Consider the following 18,342-nt stretch of genomic DNA (forward strand, 5'->3'; position numbering starts at 1 on the left):
ACCTACATTATTACTTTTAGTTATCACACATAAAAAAAGGTGAATAGGACATTCCACCAAAAACACCTATCTTTGCGCCGGATTCAAGAAAACAATAATTCTATACACATAAAAACAAGTCTATATGTTTGAAAAAGGAAACAGAGCCAATACCTTACACGGTATTCTTTTGATTGCACTATTCTCATTCGCGGCCTTTTATATCGCCGAAATCCCCTTCGTCAAAAGCCTCTCGTTCAGTCCGCTGATTGTCGGTATCATTCTAGGTATGCTGTATGCCAACAGCCTGCGCAACAAGCTTCCTGAAACATGGGTACCCGGCATTAAATTCTGTACGAAGCAGATTCTACGTGCCGGTATCGTACTCTACGGATTCCGTCTGACACTGACACAGGTTGCAGCCGTAGGACTTCCGGCGGTCATTGTAGATACCGTCATCGTAGCGGGAACCATCTTCCTGGGTGTATGGCTGGGAAAAATGATGAAAATGGACAAAGACACTTCCCTCATGACAGCTACCGGTAGCGCCATCTGTGGAGCTGCTGCCGTACTGGGCGCTGAACCGGTCGTAAAATGTGAAGGACATAAAACGGCCATTGCCGTATCGACTGTAGTCATCTTCGGAACCATTTCCATGTTCCTCTATCCCATCATGTACCGTGCCGGATTGCTGGACGCACTGGGCAACACCGGAGTAGCCATCTACACCGGAAGTACCTTGCATGAAGTAGCCCACGTGGCAGGGGCCGGAAACGCCATGGACCCGACTGACACTTTGGGAATCGCCGGAACAGCCACTATTACCAAAATGATTCGCGTGATGATGCTGGCCCCGGTATTGGTCATCATGAGCTTCGCCCTGGCAGGCAGAAAGAAAACCAATGCCGAAGGAAAAGCTGAAAAGAGCAAGATCACCATTCCTTGGTTTGCCTTCGGATTCATCGGTATCATCTGTGTGAACTCCCTGCTGCAATACCTGACAGGTGCAGAAACTGTAAAGGACATTCCGTTGAACGGTGCCATTGAATACATTGATACCTTCATGCTGACCATGGCCATGACGGCACTGGGCACAGATACCAGCCTGGAAAAATTCAAGCAAGCCGGAGCCAAACCGTTCCTGCTGGCAGGATTGCTCTACATCTGGTTGCTGGTGGGCGGATACCTGCTCACACAATACATCACTCCGATGTTCGCATAAGAAAACCTGCTCATACAAATATAAAAATGAATGGAGGCAGCCTTTCGGGTTGCCTCCATTCATTTTATGCAATTATACCTTATTTATTGCGATACTGTTTGGGCGACATACCCGTATAACGCTTGAAATACTTTCCGAAGAAAGAAATATCCGAGAAATTCAGCGAATAAGCAATCTCCTGCACCGTCATATCGGTAGAACGAAGCTTAGCCTGCGCATCCCGTATGATAAAGGAAGAAAGAATATCGGTCAATGTCTTTCCTGTCACCTTCTTTACTGTCGTACTCAAATGTTGAGGAGACAAATGCAATTTCTCTGCATAAAACGACACATTACGTTCCGTTTTATAGTATTGTACGATAATCCGTACCAGCTCCTTCACTATTTCCTGGTTGCGATTATATCTCGGAGAATCATCCTCTCCCCTCTTCTTATATACCCCGCCCAATGCCAGCAATAACTGGGTATAAATCAGGCTGACTTGCATTTCCGTCATCTCCTCCTGTATCCTCTGACGGCGAATCAACAGACGAATACTGTCACGGAACAATTCATATTTCTCTTTCTGCATTTCTATTACCGGACGTTCGAATATATAAGGAGTATATTCCACCGTATAGGAAAACAATTTAGCTCCCTCTATCAGTTTTCTGGAAAAAGCCACAAATATAAACCGGCAATCCGTGCTTTGTTCTTCAATTTGGAAAAACACTCCCGGAAACAATATGGCCAGCGATCCTTCCTTCATTTCATAATGTGTCAAGTGAATTTTCACACGACAATTCCCCCTCAGACACAAAAGGAAAAGGCATCCCGGAAAAGGAGCAGAAACCTGAAACAACTGTCTGAAGCCGCCCGTCATGTCTATACCTGCAATCATATTCTGATCTTCAGGCAACAAATCAAGCTTTTCCAATTTTTTCATTCTATCACTCTTTTATTCAAGGCAAATATAGAGGTTCTCCCAATAGATTCCAACATAAAGGGACACACAATGAGTTAAAAAGAAAAAAGAAAAGCCGGATATGCTCCGGCCTTTTACTAATCCTTTATCTCTTCAATGGGCACCACATCTTCTATCTTACTCTTTTTTCGTCGGAAACGCAGCAACCGGAAAAGGTCCATCAAAGCATATACAATGGACGATATACCCAGCACAATAAATGGAATTTCCGCTGTTTCAAACGGATTGAACAATACCGTAATGCCTGCAGCCAAAACCAATACCGGCACCACATATACGCCAAACGGTACCGGCATGAATGAACGGGCTGCAATCAGATTGGCCAGCTGACTAAGTCCTCCCAGCACCAGCAATACGCCCAGCACATACATAAGCACACCCACAAAAAAAGAGGGCATGATTATAAGCCATAATCCAAAGAGGGTGCTCCCCAAGGCCACAATCGGGAATGCCGGACGTGGAGCCTCTTCCTTTCTCCGATTCCACAGGGCCAGATAAGTGAACAGGCCTACCAAACCAGGAATCAGAAACAACACTCCAATGGTAATTACCAGGTAATTCACCGCTACATCGGGCCATGTCACGAGCAGGATTCCGAGAATCAATGCACAAAGTGAACCAACCAATGCATAATTCAAAGATTTCATACTTTCATCTGTTTAAAATTCATTACTCAAAGGTAATGAAAAAGTATCAATCTACAAACAAATCTTTCAAAAGGATAATGAACAGATTATCCCGCATAACTATGCATGCCTCCTAATAGATAATTTACTCCAAAATACGTCATCAATACCGTGGAAAAGGCCAAAATCAAATATAAATGAAAAACACCGGGACGCTGAAACAAAGAAAAACTTCTCCAATGAAAAGCTGCTCCGTAAATCAGAAAAGTGATTAAAGCCCACACCTCTTTCGGGTCCCATGTCCAATAACTCCCCCAGGAAACATTAGCCCAGACCGCTCCAATAAAAATACCTATACCTAGCAACAATACTGCAGGGTAGAGTAACAATCGGCAACATAACGTGAGACGTTGCATCTGAGCCACCTGTTTCCGTACCGCAAGTGCCAAGATACTGCACAAACAAATAAAGGCAAACAATGCATACGAAATCATGATAATGGATACATGGATACTCAACCAAGGAGAAAGCAACACTGGCATCAATGGGGTAATCTGCGGATTCTTTTCTCCCAACCAGGCAACCAACAACACCCATCCGGACAGCAACAACCCTGACGGCAGAAGCAACACCAAACGACGTTGCCAGATACAAGCACCTAACAGCAGACAACCAGCTAGAAAAAGCATCGTCTCCGGCCCATTTCCAAGCGGAATACGTCCCCCAATATACCATCGAAGCAGATAAGCCCCCCAATGTACCAGACACGATGTCCAAAGCCCAACCTTCAACACAACATAAACCCAATTTCGTCTATAGTTGCCTTGAGGAACTACCACATAAAAACGTACCCACCAGAAAAAGCCTACAATTCCCAGAAGAAGGTTGCACATAAACAAAATTTTGGAGAAAGGAACCGCATTGTAGCACAATTCTGCTTGAACCCGAAGAGATGACAACGGCTCTACACCTCCATCAGTCGGCAAAGGTCGGATAAGCGTACCCTTTTTCAACATCAAAACCAGACCCACTTTTTCATCCAGTTCCCGTATCTCTTTCTCCAATTTCTCGGCCTGATGCTGTTCCAGCCATCCTTTGAAAAGTCCACTCTGCCTTTTTCTCTGCCATTCGTTCCACACTTTCTCCAAACGATAGCTCTTTCCGTCGAATAAATCCACCAAAGCCACATGGTCAGATTTCAGATGTAACATCTGACGAAGATTTTCACTCTTCACATAAAACATCGGTTCATGCTGCCACTCTTCGGGATATAATAGCCAGCTTGCCACTACCTGTTCAGGAGTTAAGCCTTGGTAGGTGCCACTTCCACATAACTTCAACGTAAAATCACGAGCCAAAGTATTAAACGGCACCACCCGATCCTGATAAATAACCTGACGTGTTTTCAGCTTTTCCGCATCCTGCCGTACTAACACACGCACTGGCTGAGCCTGCAAGATTGGTAATGATATCCCCCATAGCACACAAATCAAACCAACCTTTCTCCAAGCCGGATGATGCAGCAAGTTCCTAAAAGTTTCCCTACGACTCACCAGCAAACAGACCGCAGAAAAAAGCAGACACACATATCCTGCATAGGTCACAGCAATACCCCAAGGATCATGATTAACACTCAACCAACTACCAGACCAATCGGTATCGAAAGACGACTGATAGAAACGATAACCGTCTACCGAAAGAATATGATTCATTGAAATGACTTCCTTACGTTCTTCTCCCTTCACTCGGCAAGTCACATAACTTAAATAATCCATCGGAGCTTCCGTACCTGGATAATATGCCACCCTGAAACTGTCCAACCGGATATGAAAAGGCATTTCCCGTGAAACCTGATCAGAAGTTGCCACAAACAAATTGGTCTCCTTCCCTTGTTCAAGATGTACATACCCTTTCTCTCCCGTCAAAAAGGTAAGCAAGGCCCCTCCCAGTATGACCAGGAGGGAGCCATGCCACCACACAACGGAGAAACGTCTTCCCATCTGGTACTTTCTCAGCACCCGCAACAGGACACAAGCCAACGTTCCCCACAAGCTACAAAACCAAAAAGAACGATAAATATGAGTTTCCACAAAAGGAGTTCCATATACTTGTTCCAGTAAAGTGGCTGCAACCAGTAATATAATCAGAGTTACATAAAGAAAAACTCCAGCTATTTTCCATCCACGTACCTTCATAAACCTCAGAAATCAGGATAAAGCGTGTTTTTCAGTGCTTTTGTACCCATACATTCCATTTCGATGAGCCAACCTGGACGGCAAACCGGGGCCAGCAAAATCACTTTCGGAATTTCTGGAAAACGTTGGTCGAACATCTCACGTACCGTCACATAATCTGCCCCATCACGTAAATACACCAACATTTGTGCGACATCCTCAAACGACATCTCTGCCTCTTCAAGCAAGGCTTCCACGTTGTGCCACATCCGTTCAGTTTGCCGACGAATATCACCCGGAAAGACAATATCCCCATTCCGGTCAATACTGGCCGTACCAGAAATGAAAACTTGACGACGGTCTCCATAATCCACATACGTTCCGCGTTCAAAACTCACTCCGTACTCATAAGTCGGATTCAAGTAATCGCGTGCATATAAATAGTGTATTTGTTCCTTGCAAAGCCCCAATACGGCATACGTATCCATCTGCACCAAAATTCCAGCTTCAGCATGACGTCCGCCAATCCCTGTACTTGCAATATAATGCGTCTGTGGAGTAAGCCCCTGAGTGACAAATACCTCATTACGGGCCTTAACTACCCCAGCATAATTCACATCGATATTTTGCACGAAAAACCAGGTCCGAATACAATTTTCAGCCAAATGTCCTCCCCGTGCAATCAGCTGCAGAATATAATCATTCAGCAACAAACGGGTCTGGTACTCCGAATTGGCCGCACGATTGCAAGCCGTTCCGCCCCATAAATGCCGATAACTACCATGCGAAACTTCAAACAAACCGTTTTCTAGAGAACCACTCTGCATTTCCGACTGTAAATATACCCACATGGCAATCTTACTACCATCCAAAGGCGGCTGTTCTACTATGGAGCAGGCGCAGGTCGTACTCTCAGGCACTTGCGCTGCTAACCAGTCGGCCTGATTGGCCGCATCACTCAAAAAATAGCGTTTGAACACGGCAACCGCTCCCTTCAATTCGTTTTCCAACAAAGCATAATATGTATCGAGTACCGCATCCAATTGTTCTTTATATGTCAAGGAAGGCCGGATGACATGAATCATGACTTGATATTCATTCACCCCTTCCTCTTGTTTAAAACATGAAATTTCGACTAAAGTCTTTTCTTGTAACTTGTGAATTCGTTGTTGTTTGTGGCTCATAATCAATCTAATTTATCTATCAAGGCTTTGCGCCTCCAGTTATCCAGTCGTCTATCAAATTTAATAATACAGGTTCTGCTGAAAGAATATCCTGGTGGTCGTGGTGCACATGCCCATTCTCGTTCAACACCAGGTGCAGAAAACTATGCTCAGCATCTTCCGGTACTACCCTCTTCCAGTCTGGTTGTACAGAAGAGGACACGTCGACCAATTGTCCGTAACTTTTTCCTTCAGTCAGAAACAGACCGGCAGCCGCAGATGTACTTCCTCCGTGACAGTTTACACACCGAGAATCGAACACATGCTCCTGAATAGCTTGAAACATGCCTACCGACTGCTCACCTACCTCCAGACGGATGGTATCTTCCGTCACTTCCGAACAGTCTACCTTAACAAAAGTAACAACCCGCTCGCGGATACGGTTAATGACACACAATTCTACCTGTGTCACCTCAGCCGTCACTCCCGACATCACGACCTGAATCGTTCCATCTTCTCCAGCCTGAGAAGGCATCACATTGGCAGAAGTCAGGGCATATTCACTATTTGCATCAAAACCAGCCACTGCCACCGTATAGCCTGAAGGCCAACTCTCAATGCCGGATACCTTTCCGATAAACTTTACCGTACGCCCCCCTTCTGCTGTAACAGAGACAGTATCATAAATTCGCCCCTCATCACAAGCAGTCAGCCATCCGGAAACAGCCACCCAAAGTATCCATAGAAACGTATTTTTTCTCATACTTATTTTTTCTTAGAATGTGTACTGAAGCAGTACCGTAGCGCTATGGGTAGCAATTCCCAAATCATCATTATCGCGGTCCAACTGTGTATCGTGTCCCCAGCGTCCCACAAACTGGTACATAGCCTGCAATTTCAGGTTACATCCCCTGAAGAAATAGTTCACTCCTACTGCTGGCATATTCATAAATCCATTTGTATCCATCCCGTTACGATTGAAAAAATCATAGCGAGCCGTAGCCTGCAAACGGGATGTCACAAAATAACCTCCCTGCACATATCCTCCCAGGTAATGATAAACCTCATCAATTTTCTGACGCCCGGTAAAACCAACACGCATATAATACAACTCCGCACCCAGATACAGTCTTCTTTTCAACATGGCAAACTCTAATCCGGCACGATAATCGTTCGTACTTTCATTCTCACTTTCTACATTCAACGAAGTAGATACACCCAGCATCAGCTTATCTTCTTTCAAGCGATTGGGATTACCTTGCGTGGAAGGCATCACGCCTTTCGGCATATAAGTAAACCGTCCGGCATACAGTAAGGAAGGAATGTGCCAATCATCGCTGAATGTCTTCCCTGCCGTATTGACCGATATACCCGTTCCATTGAAAAGTCCCACTTCATATCCAAATCTGTCAGCTAACAAGCCGTGGACTTCTACCCCCAAATCGAATCCCGTACCAATATTGGGAGTTACGGCATTCAACGAATAAGGCAAGATTACAGAGGAGGTCAACGAAAGCGGCAGAGAAGGCATCAATGTTTCTCCTAAAGTAGTCAGATAGCCGTGTGAAAAAGGTGTCTTGAACTTTCCGACACGAATGGAAAACTGTTTCTTCAATTCCACATCAAACCATGCCTGCTGCAACAATGCTGCCCCTGTAGCTGCCGCATTAAGTGAAAGATTGAAAGATACCCTTCCAAAAGCCTTCCCTGTAAATCCCAATACCGCATAAGGAATAGCAAATCCAGAATTGGCCACATTATCCTGATTATATGCCTTATCAAGCCCTTCATCGTCATACCAGTTGAAGTTTGCACTGGTCTGTACCAGCAGATAAGGTTTGAACACAAAGTCGCCCTTTTTCGAAGCGATGGTAAATCCCTCTCTCCCGGCCAGCGACACAACACCGTTTTCCGTATCCTCTTCATGCTGTGCCAAAACTGCCAGTGGCATCATGGCAGCCAGACACATCGCAATCATTATTCTTTTCATAAATCGTTCGTTTCAGTTCTAAAAATTAAAGTGAATTCAAAAACGCAATCAGCGCATCACGGTCTTCCTTACTCATACTTTTGAACAGATTTTTCGAGGCTTCTGCCTCTCCTCCATGCCACATGATGGCTTCCACCAGATTACGGGCACGACCATCGTGCAGGAAATACGTATGACCGTTCACCACTTCCTGCAAGCCAATGCCCCACAAAGGAGTCGTACGCCATTCATTTCCGCGAGCTAGTCCACTCACATAATTGTCGTTCAACCCTACACCCATAATTTCTGACCCCATGTCGTGCAACAAAAAATCAGAATAAGGATGAATGGTTTGGTTACCTAACCACGGCAATTCAGTACCATTCAGTAAAGTAGCTCCTCTTGTCTTTGTGTGCAAAGTAGTGACATGGCAAAGGTGGCACTTTGCCTCATAGAATTTCTGCTCACCTTTCTGTACCTGCACATCGTTCACATTCCGACGGGCCGGTACCCCCAGACAATGCATGTACAGGTCCACATCTTCCATATCCTCCGTCGACACATCCAACTGGTCGTACGAGAGTCCCATCATACTTCCCTGATCCATCTGTATCTGTCCTTCGCAGATTTCTTCTGGATAACGGCTGTTGGTCACTCCCATGTCACTTGAAAATCCCAGTTCTACCGTCAGGTCGGCATGCTGTGCCTTGTTGCCTGAAAGTCCCAAACGAGTCACGCCACGCTCACTGATGTAATTACACCTCCCACTAATACCATATTCCGGATAATTGCTTTTGGCTGCCAAAGCTTCAATCTCCGTCTGGTCGAGTGCCATCATCTGCCCCATCCCTACATGACGCAACGGAATACGGACAGAACAGAACAAATCTTCCGGACGAATGCTGTCGGCATACCATTCCGTAATGGTATAAGTCGGCTTGCAAAGCTCATACGTTTCTCCATCAGGAAATTCAAAGGTCTGATAATTATATTTCACCGAAAGTTTTCCTTCCGGTTTGACTCCGTAGATAGCCTGATCGTGCAACACACGCCCATAGTTCTGAAAAAAAGCTCCATTCTTTCGAGTAATATACACCAGCATGGAAGAAAAACCGTAATTTCCCGAACCACCGTCACTCCATAATGTCGGTTTGGTACGCCCCGCGTTCCGGTGACAACTACCACAAGAATATCCGGCATAAACCGGTCCCAGTCCACCGTCCTGATTGCTACTGGTACGTACATCGTCATACAATCCATCACCGTCATTAAAACGGGTACTATAGATTCCTGAAACCCATGGAGCTTCAAAATCGTATGCTTTCGACGAGGCTAGAAAATTGGTAGCCGTACCGGCGGACAACGCATATCCATCCGGTACTTCCACATATTGCTGGTCAATGCCTTCCTTGTGACACCCCCACAAAGCGACAGGCAAAAAACCATAGAATAAAAACTTCAAAATCCTCCTCATTCTTCTTTCATCTAATTATAACCAGTTTCAATCCACCGTACGAGCTTGTCCGTCTTTGAACAACAGAAATTCCAGTGTATGGAAGCCACGTACATTCTGTGCAGCAGAAATGCTTTCACTATCTTCCGAATAGTCACCGCTCCATTCCATCTGACTGTAATCTCCCGAATTCAAAATATTTACAATGGCTGCCTGGTCAAGCGGCCAGCTGTCCATATTCGGATCCAGTCCCTGGTCGGCTACAGGACCAAACAAAAACGCCTCACTCATTTCCCAAGGCTCACGAGCCGTAATCCAGGCATCACATGCATCCTTAAAAGCCTGATTAGTCGGATTGGCAGCCAACGCATTCACTTTCTCATACAACGTACCAGCCTTTGTCCTCAAATCAGCATAAGTAGGCAACACCACTACATCTACATAATTCTCTACCACCGGACTCAATACACTTTCAGATAATGCATCACAAGCTGGCTTCAACCGATTTTTCAGCAATACACTCAACTCACTGCAAGCTTCCTGTGCAACCAGACTCTGTTCACTATTGATATGATTACGGAAAGGCTGAGGTATGGCCAGAATTTTATCATAAGCATTCTTGATAGCTGTCAAGGTATTGTCGGCCAGTTCCTGTTGCCCGTCGTTTACCAACGCTGTGTACAACGACTTTTCAGCCACCTGACTCTTATCGATTGTAGCCCCACTAATCAACGACTCGCTACGTACTCCACAAAACGCATTACAAATGGATACAATGTTATTGGAATAGTCCTCACGTGAATGCCAGCTGTACCACGACTCTACAGCATATAGTGCTTCGGTCACGTTTCCTGCCTGATATTTGGAATAAGGATCACCGATTTTTGTCTCCCCTACTTCATTGGCGATATCCACACAACCATCTATCACCTGTTGCACGCACGAACCTGCACTATTATACGGAGCACCGTGGTTTTTAAAAGTCGTGGCATAGCTTTCCCCTCCTTTGTAAGACACCGCCCAATAATCATACAAATCGGAAGCATCCTTACGGAGCAGAGTTACTACGGCTTTCATGTAATTATTCCAACTGGCAGCATTTTCCAATGTATAATCTATATCGGCTACATCAATCGGTTCTGGCTGAGGAGCATCATTGTTACTGCACGCGGTTGAAACAAAAACCAAGCCTAACGCAAAGGCTGCGGCATAAAAGAAATTCTTTTTCATATTCATAACCATTTTTAGGATTTAACAGATTCATTTTTTGAAGAACCAGCCTACGTATGCCAGTCCGATGGAAAATTCATTTTCGCTGGTATAAGGGCCTGTACCAAACATCTTTCCTGTACCAATCTGGCGAGTGGTATAGTCCGCCTTTACCACCAGATTCGGCAACGCAAACCAGTTCAGTCCAGCCACCCACATGCTGACTTTATTACGCAAGTCCATAGTTTGTCCCACTTCTCCCTTCTCCTGTGGATTATAGTACTCATAGCGGACAAACGGATAGATTACAGGAACCTTGAAATTATGATTAAATATGGAACGCAGATTGACACCTACTTCTCCGGCATAACTGGCTGCATTTTTTGCCACTGGTACCACCCGACTATAAGAAGCATTGTTCGACAGACGGACATTTTTACTACTGATAAACTTGGAATTCGTCAAATTTCCATACACCACATTGGCACGCAACGTCACGTAATCATTCTTATACTGCAAGTCGCCCGAATAAATTCGCAGCGGAGCTTTCCGGCCTTCATAAAAGTCCGGTTTATCAGAATTGCCGGCAGTATTGGCACAATAATAGAAAGAACCTCCCACACGCAGTCCCTGCACTCCTCGGTAGTCCAATCGAACCACATAACCGGGAGAGTTGAAGTTGTCTTCCTCAAAAAGACCTTGCTTGCCACTGCCTATCCATGTATTCCGGTCGAAACCATTCGCATTCAAACCAGCTACGACCAATACCTGATAATCAAACGTAGTATATCCTTTCCCCAACGTACCGAAAAACTCAATCCCGGTCTCATGCCAAGTGGAAGGGAGAATCGTCGTTTCTCCTTCCGGACGCACTGTTCCAAAAAAATTAATCGGCTCATGATGCGCATTGGTCAGCCCCACAGGCACTATGATATGCCCGGCCCGCACGTTGAAAGCCGGATGAATCAGACGGGTAATATGAAACTGTTCCAAGGCCACTTCTCCTCCTTTTTCCATTTCGGTCTCATACTCGCCGTTCTCTGAGTTTTCAAGTTCCATAGCCGTACCTACTCCTCCGGATTCAAATTCTATCTCCGCTCCCAAAATCCATTTAGGAGTAAACTTATAATCAAAAGCCAAAACAAAACGTGGAATGGAAATCGTATTCCGATGGTCACGGGTATTCCCGTCCGGATTTCCATAATAGCGATTAATACCATAATCCTTGAAACTGGCCACAGCCTCTCCATACCCTCCTACACGAAAGCGGGTATATCCGTCTTTGTCCACACGTTGCTTCTGTATCGCTGTTTTCACATATTCTCCAGCTACCTGCACCGAATCAACTTCACTAGCTGAAGCAGCTCCCGCAATACAACAAAGAGCAGTAAAAAATAAACTAACTTTTTTTTTCATTTCTCTGCGATTTTGAACATCGCAAAGGTAAACTACCCAAAAAAGCTTATCAATACCTAAAAATTACGAAAACAACAAGCAAAACCTACTCATTTCTCAGTATATATCCAACTTAATTTTTACATAAATCAGGACATCTTTATATTGCTGGTTTATAGAAACATAGAATAAATCGGTGGATAATTATCCTTTTAAACTTCTCCCTATAATCCTCCATTATATACCTAAAAGAGACTAATCCCAATATACCAGTCCAGCCCCAATTCATTTATTAAATTGAGACATTCACTAGAACATAGAGACCAACTTACCCCGGCATAAATATGACAAGATATTTTCATGAAAACGCTTTGAAGAAATGAATGAAACAAAATGAAATCACCTTCGACCTACCCGTACAAAATGAACATTATCTCAATTTAAACTGCCCCCAAAAGTTAAACACAAAACTTTTTGGAGGCAGCACAAAACAAAATTGGAATGGCCTCTATTTTTCAAAAACAGATACAACAAGAACCAACCAGTAATTACTCAATTATCTATGGTATATTCTTCAATGTCACGAACAGCCTCTTGGGCTTTACGACGCACATGAACACAGTGTAAAATTCCTCCGACAGCACCCAATACAAAGCCGACACTACCGCCGTAACATATCATTTCACCTCCTACTTTCGGATAGCTTTCCAACATAAACCATACAATCCAACACAAAGCAAACGGAATGCCGAAATAAAGCCATCTCAAGTTCAGTTGGTTCATTCGTACCAATGCCCTGCTGATATCCAACAAGTTGTCCGTTGAAATGCAATCAATACTGATACCCTTATGACTATATCGCTGATAAATTCCGGCTATAATCAAAAACACAGAAGTAAAGACACAGAAAATCCACGAATATCCCATCAGTAAGAAAAATGTATTGCAATACACCAATGCAAAACCTATCAAAAAATAGATAAACCTTTTCTTACGATTAATATAGGCAACTTTGTCCTGCGTAGAGTTTTTAAGCAACTTTTCACTAACGATGATTTCTTTAGCCAGCTTGTCCTTCAGCAACTGAATCTGTTGCTTCATCTCGTCTAATTCAAATTTATCTGCATAATTTTCCATAATAGCACATTTTTAATGGTTCGACATTTTTTTCAACTCCTCCTTGATACGATACAAACGTACAGATACATTTTTGGTCGAAATTCCGACAATAGCACCGATTTCTTCATAACTCATATTTTCCAGCCACAACAAAACAATGGCACGATCAAAAGGATTCAGCCGATGAATACGGTCATATAGCAGACGAATCTGCTTTGAACTTTCATCTTTATCTTCAAATAGATTGATATCCATGGTCAAAGGAACAACAGCACGCCTTTTCTTTCTCCTTTCGCATGAAATGCAGGTATTGAAACTCACTTTCCATATCCATGTATTGACGTTACTGAGATTCTTGAAAGAACCATATCCTTTCCAAAGATTAATAAGCACTTCCTGAAAAAGATCGCTTACTTCATCAGTATCCTTCGAGAACATAAAACACACCGTATAAATGGTGTTCTTATGCTCTTTGACCATTTGTGCAAATGCAGTATCCAATGTTTTCATATCGTATGAATTTGTTTTTGACCATCAGACGCTTAGACCATCAGAAAAACTACACAAAAGTAGAAACTTTTTAAAAGAAAATATGGAAATGCGAAAGCTGGTACAAAGTTATCCCAATAATATGCTTGTTTTACAACAACTGTTCTCAATTTTCTCAAGGGAACATTCAAGCTTACCTCGTCACGAACGTGACGACATCTTGACACGAACGTAACGAGGTCTCATCAGCAACGCGACGAGGTCTCCGCACGAATGTATCGAGGTATATTCATAAAGACGCTTTGCCAAAATGAATGGGAGAAAAGAGAATCATCCCTACTTGCCCCATACAAAAACAGAAAAGGGACGCATGGTTGAATGCATCCCTCTTTCTTGTGCTATGACGATTTTTTAAATCAAAAATCCCAGCAAAATACCGGCAGCTACCGCCGAACCGATGACACCGGCCACGTTCGGACCCATAGCATGCATCAGCAGATAGTTGCTCGGATCGTATTCCAACCCTACTACCTGCGAGATGCGGGCAGAGTCGGGCACTGCAGACACACCGGCATTACCGATAAGCGGATTGATTTTATCGTTCTTGGGAAGAATCAAGTTGAATATCTTCACGAAAATCACACCGGAAGCGGTAGCAATCACGAATGACAAAGCACCCAAACCGAAAATCTTCAAGGAATCTACAGTCAGGAATTCAGAAGCCTGAGTGGAAGCTCCCACAGTAAGTCCCAACAGAATAGTGATGGTATCAATCAGCGGACCACGGGCGGTTTCAGCCAGACGGCGGGTCACGCCACTTTCCTTCAACAAGTTACCGAAGAACAGCATACCCAGCAAAGGCAAACCGGACGGTACCAGGAAGCAGGTCAGTAACAAGCCTACAATCGGGAACATCACTTTCTCTGTATGGGATACAGCACGCGGCGCTTTCATACGAATCAGCCTTTCCTTCTTAGTAGTAAGCAAACGCATGATAGGCGGCTGTATCACCGGTACAAGGGCCATGTAGGAATAGGCCGACACAGCGATGGCTCCCATCAGGTTAGGCGCCAGCTTGGACGAAAGGAAGATAGCTGTCGGACCGTCGGCACCACCAATGATACCGATGGCTCCTGCCTGCATCGGGTCGAATCCCCACGCAAGAGCAATCATGTAAGCTCCAAAGATACCAAACTGTGCTGCCGCCCCAATCAGCATCAGCTTCGGATTGGATATCAGGGCCGAAAAATCGGTCATGGCCCCGATACCCAGGAAGATGAGGGGCGGATACCAGCCGGAAGTCACTCCCTGGTACAAAATATTCAAGACGGACCCTTCCTCGTAAAGCCCGACTTTCAGTCCGGCTTCCATATTGAAGGGAATGTTACCAATCAGGATACCGAAGCCGATGGGAATCAGCAACATCGGCTCAAACTCTTTTGCCACAGCCAGATAAATGAAAAAGATACCGACCAGAATCATCACCACATGTTGGATGGTGGCGTTATGAAAGCCGGTATAGGTCCAGAAATCGGCCAGGTTATTCTGTAAAAAACTAGCAAATTCTCCCATAATTATTCAATGATTATCAGGTCTGTACCTTCGAGTATTGATTCTCCTTTGCTCACCTTGATGGCAGTCACCTTACCGTCACGGTCGGCTTTGATGTCGTTTTCCATCTTCATGGCTTCAAGTACGAGCAGCGTCTGCCCACGTTTCACGGCATCTCCTTCTTTCACTTTGATTTCCAGAATGACACCCGGAAGCGGAGACTTGATACCCGATTTGCTTCCTGCTACTACCGGACGGCTTACGGCAGGAGGAGGAGCAGCCGGAGTAGTAGCCGCCGTACGGACTACCGGCTTGATTTTCGGACCGGCCTTTTTCTCCAGTTCTACGGTATAGGCCGTTCCATTCACTTCTACATGTACATTGTTGTCTTCTATGTCTCCCACGGTCACCTTATAAAGATTTCCGTTGATTTTATATCTGTATTCTTTCATGGTTATCTTTTTCTTTAGAGGTTATTTCTTATGAGGAGTCTCACGCAAGGTATAAATTTTGGAACTCCACGGTGAATAGCTTCGTTTCACCCGACTGATGGTCAGAATGGTTTCTTCCACATCGTGATCGGCTCCCTGCGCTTCATGCAAAGCCATGGAAATGGCGGCAATCACTTCACCCGGAGCTTCACCCAGTTTACGTTCCTTTGCCTCCTGCTTGTCGGTCACATTCTGGGCCTTCATCGCATTGCGTTTACGCAACTTGACAGCCAACTTACCCACAAACTTGAAGCACAAGTACAGCAAAATCAGTCCGCAGAACACTACACTCATGGCTGAAATAGCCATACCGATACCTACCGGATCATGTCGTTCGAATTTTTCCATCTTCGGGTTGCTTTCAATGGTCTGATTGTTGGTACTCGGAGTTACGTATTTATCCTCGCTTCCACCTTTTACTTCCCATTCAGCAGAACCATCGCCCACCCGCGCATACGACTGGTCAGCCTGGAGTATCCCTGCTGGAACGACCACTTCATCCAACAGCTTCTTACCTGAATCATACAAGCCAATCCAGTTGTCTTGTGTCTTGCTCAAAACAAAATTTGTATGAAACGTTCCTCTTCTCGGCGCACCATCAGCCCAAAACAAGGCATGCTGACGAGGTTTCAGTAAAGTCAACACATCCCCTTTCGGAATAAAATAAGAAACGGTATCACCCGGCTGACTGCTTACTTTCAGATAGCATCCGGCCAAATCAGCACTACTGTATGCTCGGTTGAATATTTCCACCCAACTGCTATGTACGCCATAATCGTCCTGAAAGTTGGTTTCATTATTCACCAGCACCTCATTGATAAGCAATTTGGAAGTGGTGTTCTGTTCCTTACAGGACGACAAACCGACCAGCAGCAACAAGGCCAGAAATATTCCGCTTTTATGTATTTTCATCATTATCGTCGTTTTTTAGTTACTATTACAAAGGAATATTACCGTGTTTCTTGGCCGGATTGGTCAGTTTCTTGGTCTGCAACTGCTGCAAGGCGCGGATAATGCGGAAACGCGTGTTACGCGGCTCAATGACATCATCAATATAGCCATACTTAGCTGCATTATACGGGTTGGCAAACAACTTCGTGTATTCGGCTTCCTTTTCTGCCATAAAGGCTTTCGGGTCGGGAGCTTCCTTGGCTTCCTTGGCATACAGCACCTCTACAGCACCGGCTCCACCCATTACAGCAATTTCGGCAGTAGGCCATGCATAATTCATATCGCCACGCAGCTGCTTACAGCTCATCACAATGTGAGAACCTCCATACGACTTGCGAAGAGTAACCGTTACTTTCGGTACGGTAGCCTCTCCATAGGCATACAACAGTTTGGCTCCGTGCAGAATAACGGCATTGTATTCTTGTCCCGTGCCCGGCAGGAAGCCCGGCACATCCACCAACGATACGATAGGAATGTTGAAAGCATCACAGAAACGGACGAAACGAGCGGCTTTACGGGATGCATTGCAATCGAGTACTCCGGCCAGGAACTTCGGCTGGTTGGCTACGATACCGACCGACTGTCCGTTGAAGCGGGCAAAACCAATAATGATGTTCTTGGCAAAATCACGTTGCACTTCGAGAAACTCTCCATTATCGACAATAGCACCGATTACTTCGTACATATCGTATGCCTTGTTCGGACTGTCCGGGATAATTTCGTTGAGCGAATCTTCCAGGCGATCAATCGGATCCATACAGTCTACATAAGGAGGCTCTTCCAAGTTGTTCTGCGGGATATAACTCAACAATTTGCGAATCAAAGCCAAGCCCTCTTCTTCGGTAGCAGCCGTGAAATGCGTCACGCCCGAGCGAGTGGAATGCACGCTGGCACCTCCCAAATCTTCCTGTGACACATCCTCACCTGTCACCGTCTTGACTACCTTCGGTCCGGTAAGAAACATGTAAGAAGTACCTTCCATCATCAAGGTGAAGTCTGTCAAGGCCGGAGAATACACCGCACCTCCTGCACAAGGACCGAAGATACCGGAAATCTGCGGAATCACTCCCGAAGCCAGGATATTGCGCTGGAAAATTTCCGCATAACCTGCCAAAGCATTAATACCTTCCTGGATACGGGCACCACCAGAATCGTTCAATCCGATACATGGCGCCCCCATCTTCATGGCCATATCCATCACCTTACAGATTTTCAACGACATGGTTTCAGACAAGGAACCGGCAGAAACCGTGAAATCCTGGGCAAAAACATAAACCAGACGGCCTTCGATAGTCCCGTAACCGGTTACGACGCCGTCTCCCAAATAATGCTTCTTGTCCATTCCAAAATTAGTACAGCGATGCTGCACAAACATATCCATTTCTTCAAAACTTCCTTCATCAAGGAGCATGGCTATACGTTCACGTGCAGTGTACTTTCCTTTATCATGTTGTTTGTCGATGGCTTTCGTGCCTCCACCCAGACGAGCCTGCGCACGAAGCTCTATCAGTTCTTTTACTTTTTCAAGTTGGTTACTCATGGTATTAGTCTTTATATGGATAAAATAAAAAAGAGGTTTCTTCCGGG

The 18,342-nt window shown here is 44.9% G+C and carries 16 protein-coding genes; 1 reads left to right on the forward strand and 15 read right to left on the reverse strand.

Annotated elements, in window-relative coordinates; genetic code table 11:
- Window positions 1-124 precede the first annotated feature (124 nt).
- Complete coding sequence (locus tag OIM59_RS13090; protein WP_022353408.1) at window positions 125-1,201, forward strand: YeiH family protein; 1,077 nt, start codon at window positions 125-127, stop codon at window positions 1,199-1,201.
- A gap of 79 nt (window positions 1,202-1,280) precedes the next feature.
- Here the strand turns inward: OIM59_RS13090 and OIM59_RS13095 are convergent, their stop codons facing one another.
- The 15 genes from OIM59_RS13095 to OIM59_RS13165 all read right to left on the reverse strand — a co-directional run bounded on the left by OIM59_RS13095 (window position 1,281) and on the right by OIM59_RS13165 (window position 18,295).
- A complete protein-coding gene (locus OIM59_RS13095; RefSeq protein ID WP_299171418.1) occupies window positions 1,281-2,126 on the reverse strand; it encodes an AraC family transcriptional regulator in 846 nt (281 codons plus the stop codon).
- Window positions 2,127-2,242: 116 nt separating this feature from the next.
- Window positions 2,243-2,812: an HdeD family acid-resistance protein gene (locus tag OIM59_RS13100; protein ID WP_299171415.1), complete on the reverse strand. Its 570-nt coding sequence runs from the start codon at window positions 2,810-2,812 to the stop codon at window positions 2,243-2,245.
- Window positions 2,813-2,898: 86 nt separating this feature from the next.
- On the reverse strand, window positions 2,899-4,986 hold the full coding sequence (gene ccsA / locus OIM59_RS13105) for a cytochrome c biogenesis protein CcsA (protein ID WP_299171413.1): 2,088 nt from the start codon (window positions 4,984-4,986) through the stop codon (window positions 2,899-2,901).
- A 5-nt stretch (window positions 4,987-4,991) separates the two neighbouring features.
- Window positions 4,992-6,149 carry a Rid family hydrolase gene (locus OIM59_RS13110; RefSeq protein WP_299171409.1) on the reverse strand — a complete coding sequence of 386 codons (1,158 nt, stop codon included), beginning with the start codon at window positions 6,147-6,149 and terminating at the stop codon, window positions 4,992-4,994.
- A 19-nt stretch (window positions 6,150-6,168) separates the two neighbouring features.
- Window positions 6,169-6,891 (reverse strand): hypothetical protein, encoded by a 723-nt coding sequence (locus tag OIM59_RS13115; RefSeq protein ID WP_299171406.1) that lies wholly within the window; start codon window positions 6,889-6,891, stop codon window positions 6,169-6,171.
- Window positions 6,892-6,903: 12 nt separating this feature from the next.
- Window positions 6,904-8,118: a porin gene (locus tag OIM59_RS13120; protein WP_299171404.1), complete on the reverse strand. Its 1,215-nt coding sequence runs from the start codon at window positions 8,116-8,118 to the stop codon at window positions 6,904-6,906.
- A 25-nt stretch (window positions 8,119-8,143) separates the two neighbouring features.
- Window positions 8,144-9,571 (reverse strand): di-heme oxidoredictase family protein, encoded by a 1,428-nt coding sequence (locus tag OIM59_RS13125; protein WP_299171402.1) that lies wholly within the window; start codon window positions 9,569-9,571, stop codon window positions 8,144-8,146.
- A gap of 27 nt (window positions 9,572-9,598) precedes the next feature.
- The gene (locus tag OIM59_RS13130) at window positions 9,599-10,780 is read right to left on the reverse strand and encodes an imelysin family protein (protein WP_299171399.1); all 1,182 of its coding nucleotides are present in this window, start codon (window positions 10,778-10,780) and stop codon (window positions 9,599-9,601) included.
- Between the two features lie 30 nt (window positions 10,781-10,810).
- Window positions 10,811-12,175: a hypothetical protein gene (locus OIM59_RS13135; protein ID WP_299171397.1), complete on the reverse strand. Its 1,365-nt coding sequence runs from the start codon at window positions 12,173-12,175 to the stop codon at window positions 10,811-10,813.
- 531 nt (window positions 12,176-12,706) lie between these two features.
- Window positions 12,707-13,291, reverse strand: a complete 585-nt coding sequence (locus OIM59_RS13140; RefSeq protein ID WP_299171395.1) for a hypothetical protein — start codon at window positions 13,289-13,291, stop codon at window positions 12,707-12,709.
- Window positions 13,292-13,303: 12 nt separating this feature from the next.
- Window positions 13,304-13,783 carry an RNA polymerase sigma factor gene (locus tag OIM59_RS13145; protein ID WP_299171393.1) on the reverse strand — a complete coding sequence of 160 codons (480 nt, stop codon included), beginning with the start codon at window positions 13,781-13,783 and terminating at the stop codon, window positions 13,304-13,306.
- A 390-nt stretch (window positions 13,784-14,173) separates the two neighbouring features.
- Window positions 14,174-15,334, reverse strand: a complete 1,161-nt coding sequence (locus tag OIM59_RS13150; protein WP_072543350.1) for a sodium ion-translocating decarboxylase subunit beta — start codon at window positions 15,332-15,334, stop codon at window positions 14,174-14,176.
- Window positions 15,335-15,336: 2 nt separating this feature from the next.
- On the reverse strand, window positions 15,337-15,765 hold the full coding sequence (locus OIM59_RS13155; RefSeq protein WP_288354699.1) for a biotin/lipoyl-containing protein: 429 nt from the start codon (window positions 15,763-15,765) through the stop codon (window positions 15,337-15,339).
- A 21-nt stretch (window positions 15,766-15,786) separates the two neighbouring features.
- Window positions 15,787-16,716, reverse strand: a complete 930-nt coding sequence (locus OIM59_RS13160) for an OadG family transporter subunit (protein WP_299171486.1) — start codon at window positions 16,714-16,716, stop codon at window positions 15,787-15,789.
- 25 nt (window positions 16,717-16,741) lie between these two features.
- Window positions 16,742-18,295 carry an acyl-CoA carboxylase subunit beta gene (locus tag OIM59_RS13165; RefSeq protein WP_072543351.1) on the reverse strand — a complete coding sequence of 518 codons (1,554 nt, stop codon included), beginning with the start codon at window positions 18,293-18,295 and terminating at the stop codon, window positions 16,742-16,744.
- Window positions 18,296-18,342 lie beyond the last annotated feature (47 nt).

It is taken from the genome of Bacteroides mediterraneensis (assembly GCF_025993685.1).
GTDB classification, from domain to species: Bacteria; Bacteroidota; Bacteroidia; order Bacteroidales; family Bacteroidaceae; genus Phocaeicola; species Phocaeicola mediterraneensis_A.

What these genes read in the sequence shown, in the direction of transcription:
- OIM59_RS13090 (WP_022353408.1), top strand. Translation starts at nt 125, where the DNA reads ATGTTTGAAAAAGGAAACAGAGCCAATACCTTACACGGTATTCTTTTG.
- OIM59_RS13095 (WP_299171418.1), bottom strand. Translation starts at nt 2,126, where the DNA reads ATGAAAAAATTGGAAAAGCTTGATTTGTTGCCTGAAGATCAGAATATG.
- OIM59_RS13100 (WP_299171415.1), bottom strand. Translation starts at nt 2,812, where the DNA reads ATGAAATCTTTGAATTATGCATTGGTTGGTTCACTTTGTGCATTGATT.
- ccsA (WP_299171413.1), bottom strand. Translation starts at nt 4,986, where the DNA reads ATGAAGGTACGTGGATGGAAAATAGCTGGAGTTTTTCTTTATGTAACT.
- OIM59_RS13110 (WP_299171409.1), bottom strand. Translation starts at nt 6,149, where the DNA reads ATGAGCCACAAACAACAACGAATTCACAAGTTACAAGAAAAGACTTTA.
- OIM59_RS13115 (WP_299171406.1), bottom strand. Translation starts at nt 6,891, where the DNA reads ATGAGAAAAAATACGTTTCTATGGATACTTTGGGTGGCTGTTTCCGGA.
- OIM59_RS13120 (WP_299171404.1), bottom strand. Translation starts at nt 8,118, where the DNA reads ATGAAAAGAATAATGATTGCGATGTGTCTGGCTGCCATGATGCCACTG.
- OIM59_RS13125 (WP_299171402.1), bottom strand. Translation starts at nt 9,571, where the DNA reads ATGAGGAGGATTTTGAAGTTTTTATTCTATGGTTTTTTGCCTGTCGCT.
- OIM59_RS13130 (WP_299171399.1), bottom strand. Translation starts at nt 10,780, where the DNA reads ATGAAAAAGAATTTCTTTTATGCCGCAGCCTTTGCGTTAGGCTTGGTT.
- OIM59_RS13135 (WP_299171397.1), bottom strand. Translation starts at nt 12,175, where the DNA reads ATGAAAAAAAAAGTTAGTTTATTTTTTACTGCTCTTTGTTGTATTGCG.
- OIM59_RS13140 (WP_299171395.1), bottom strand. Translation starts at nt 13,291, where the DNA reads ATGGAAAATTATGCAGATAAATTTGAATTAGACGAGATGAAGCAACAG.
- OIM59_RS13145 (WP_299171393.1), bottom strand. Translation starts at nt 13,783, where the DNA reads ATGAAAACATTGGATACTGCATTTGCACAAATGGTCAAAGAGCATAAG.
- OIM59_RS13150 (WP_072543350.1), bottom strand. Translation starts at nt 15,334, where the DNA reads ATGGGAGAATTTGCTAGTTTTTTACAGAATAACCTGGCCGATTTCTGG.
- OIM59_RS13155 (WP_288354699.1), bottom strand. Translation starts at nt 15,765, where the DNA reads ATGAAAGAATACAGATATAAAATCAACGGAAATCTTTATAAGGTGACC.
- OIM59_RS13160 (WP_299171486.1), bottom strand. Translation starts at nt 16,716, where the DNA reads ATGAAAATACATAAAAGCGGAATATTTCTGGCCTTGTTGCTGCTGGTC.
- OIM59_RS13165 (WP_072543351.1), bottom strand. Translation starts at nt 18,295, where the DNA reads ATGAGTAACCAACTTGAAAAAGTAAAAGAACTGATAGAGCTTCGTGCG.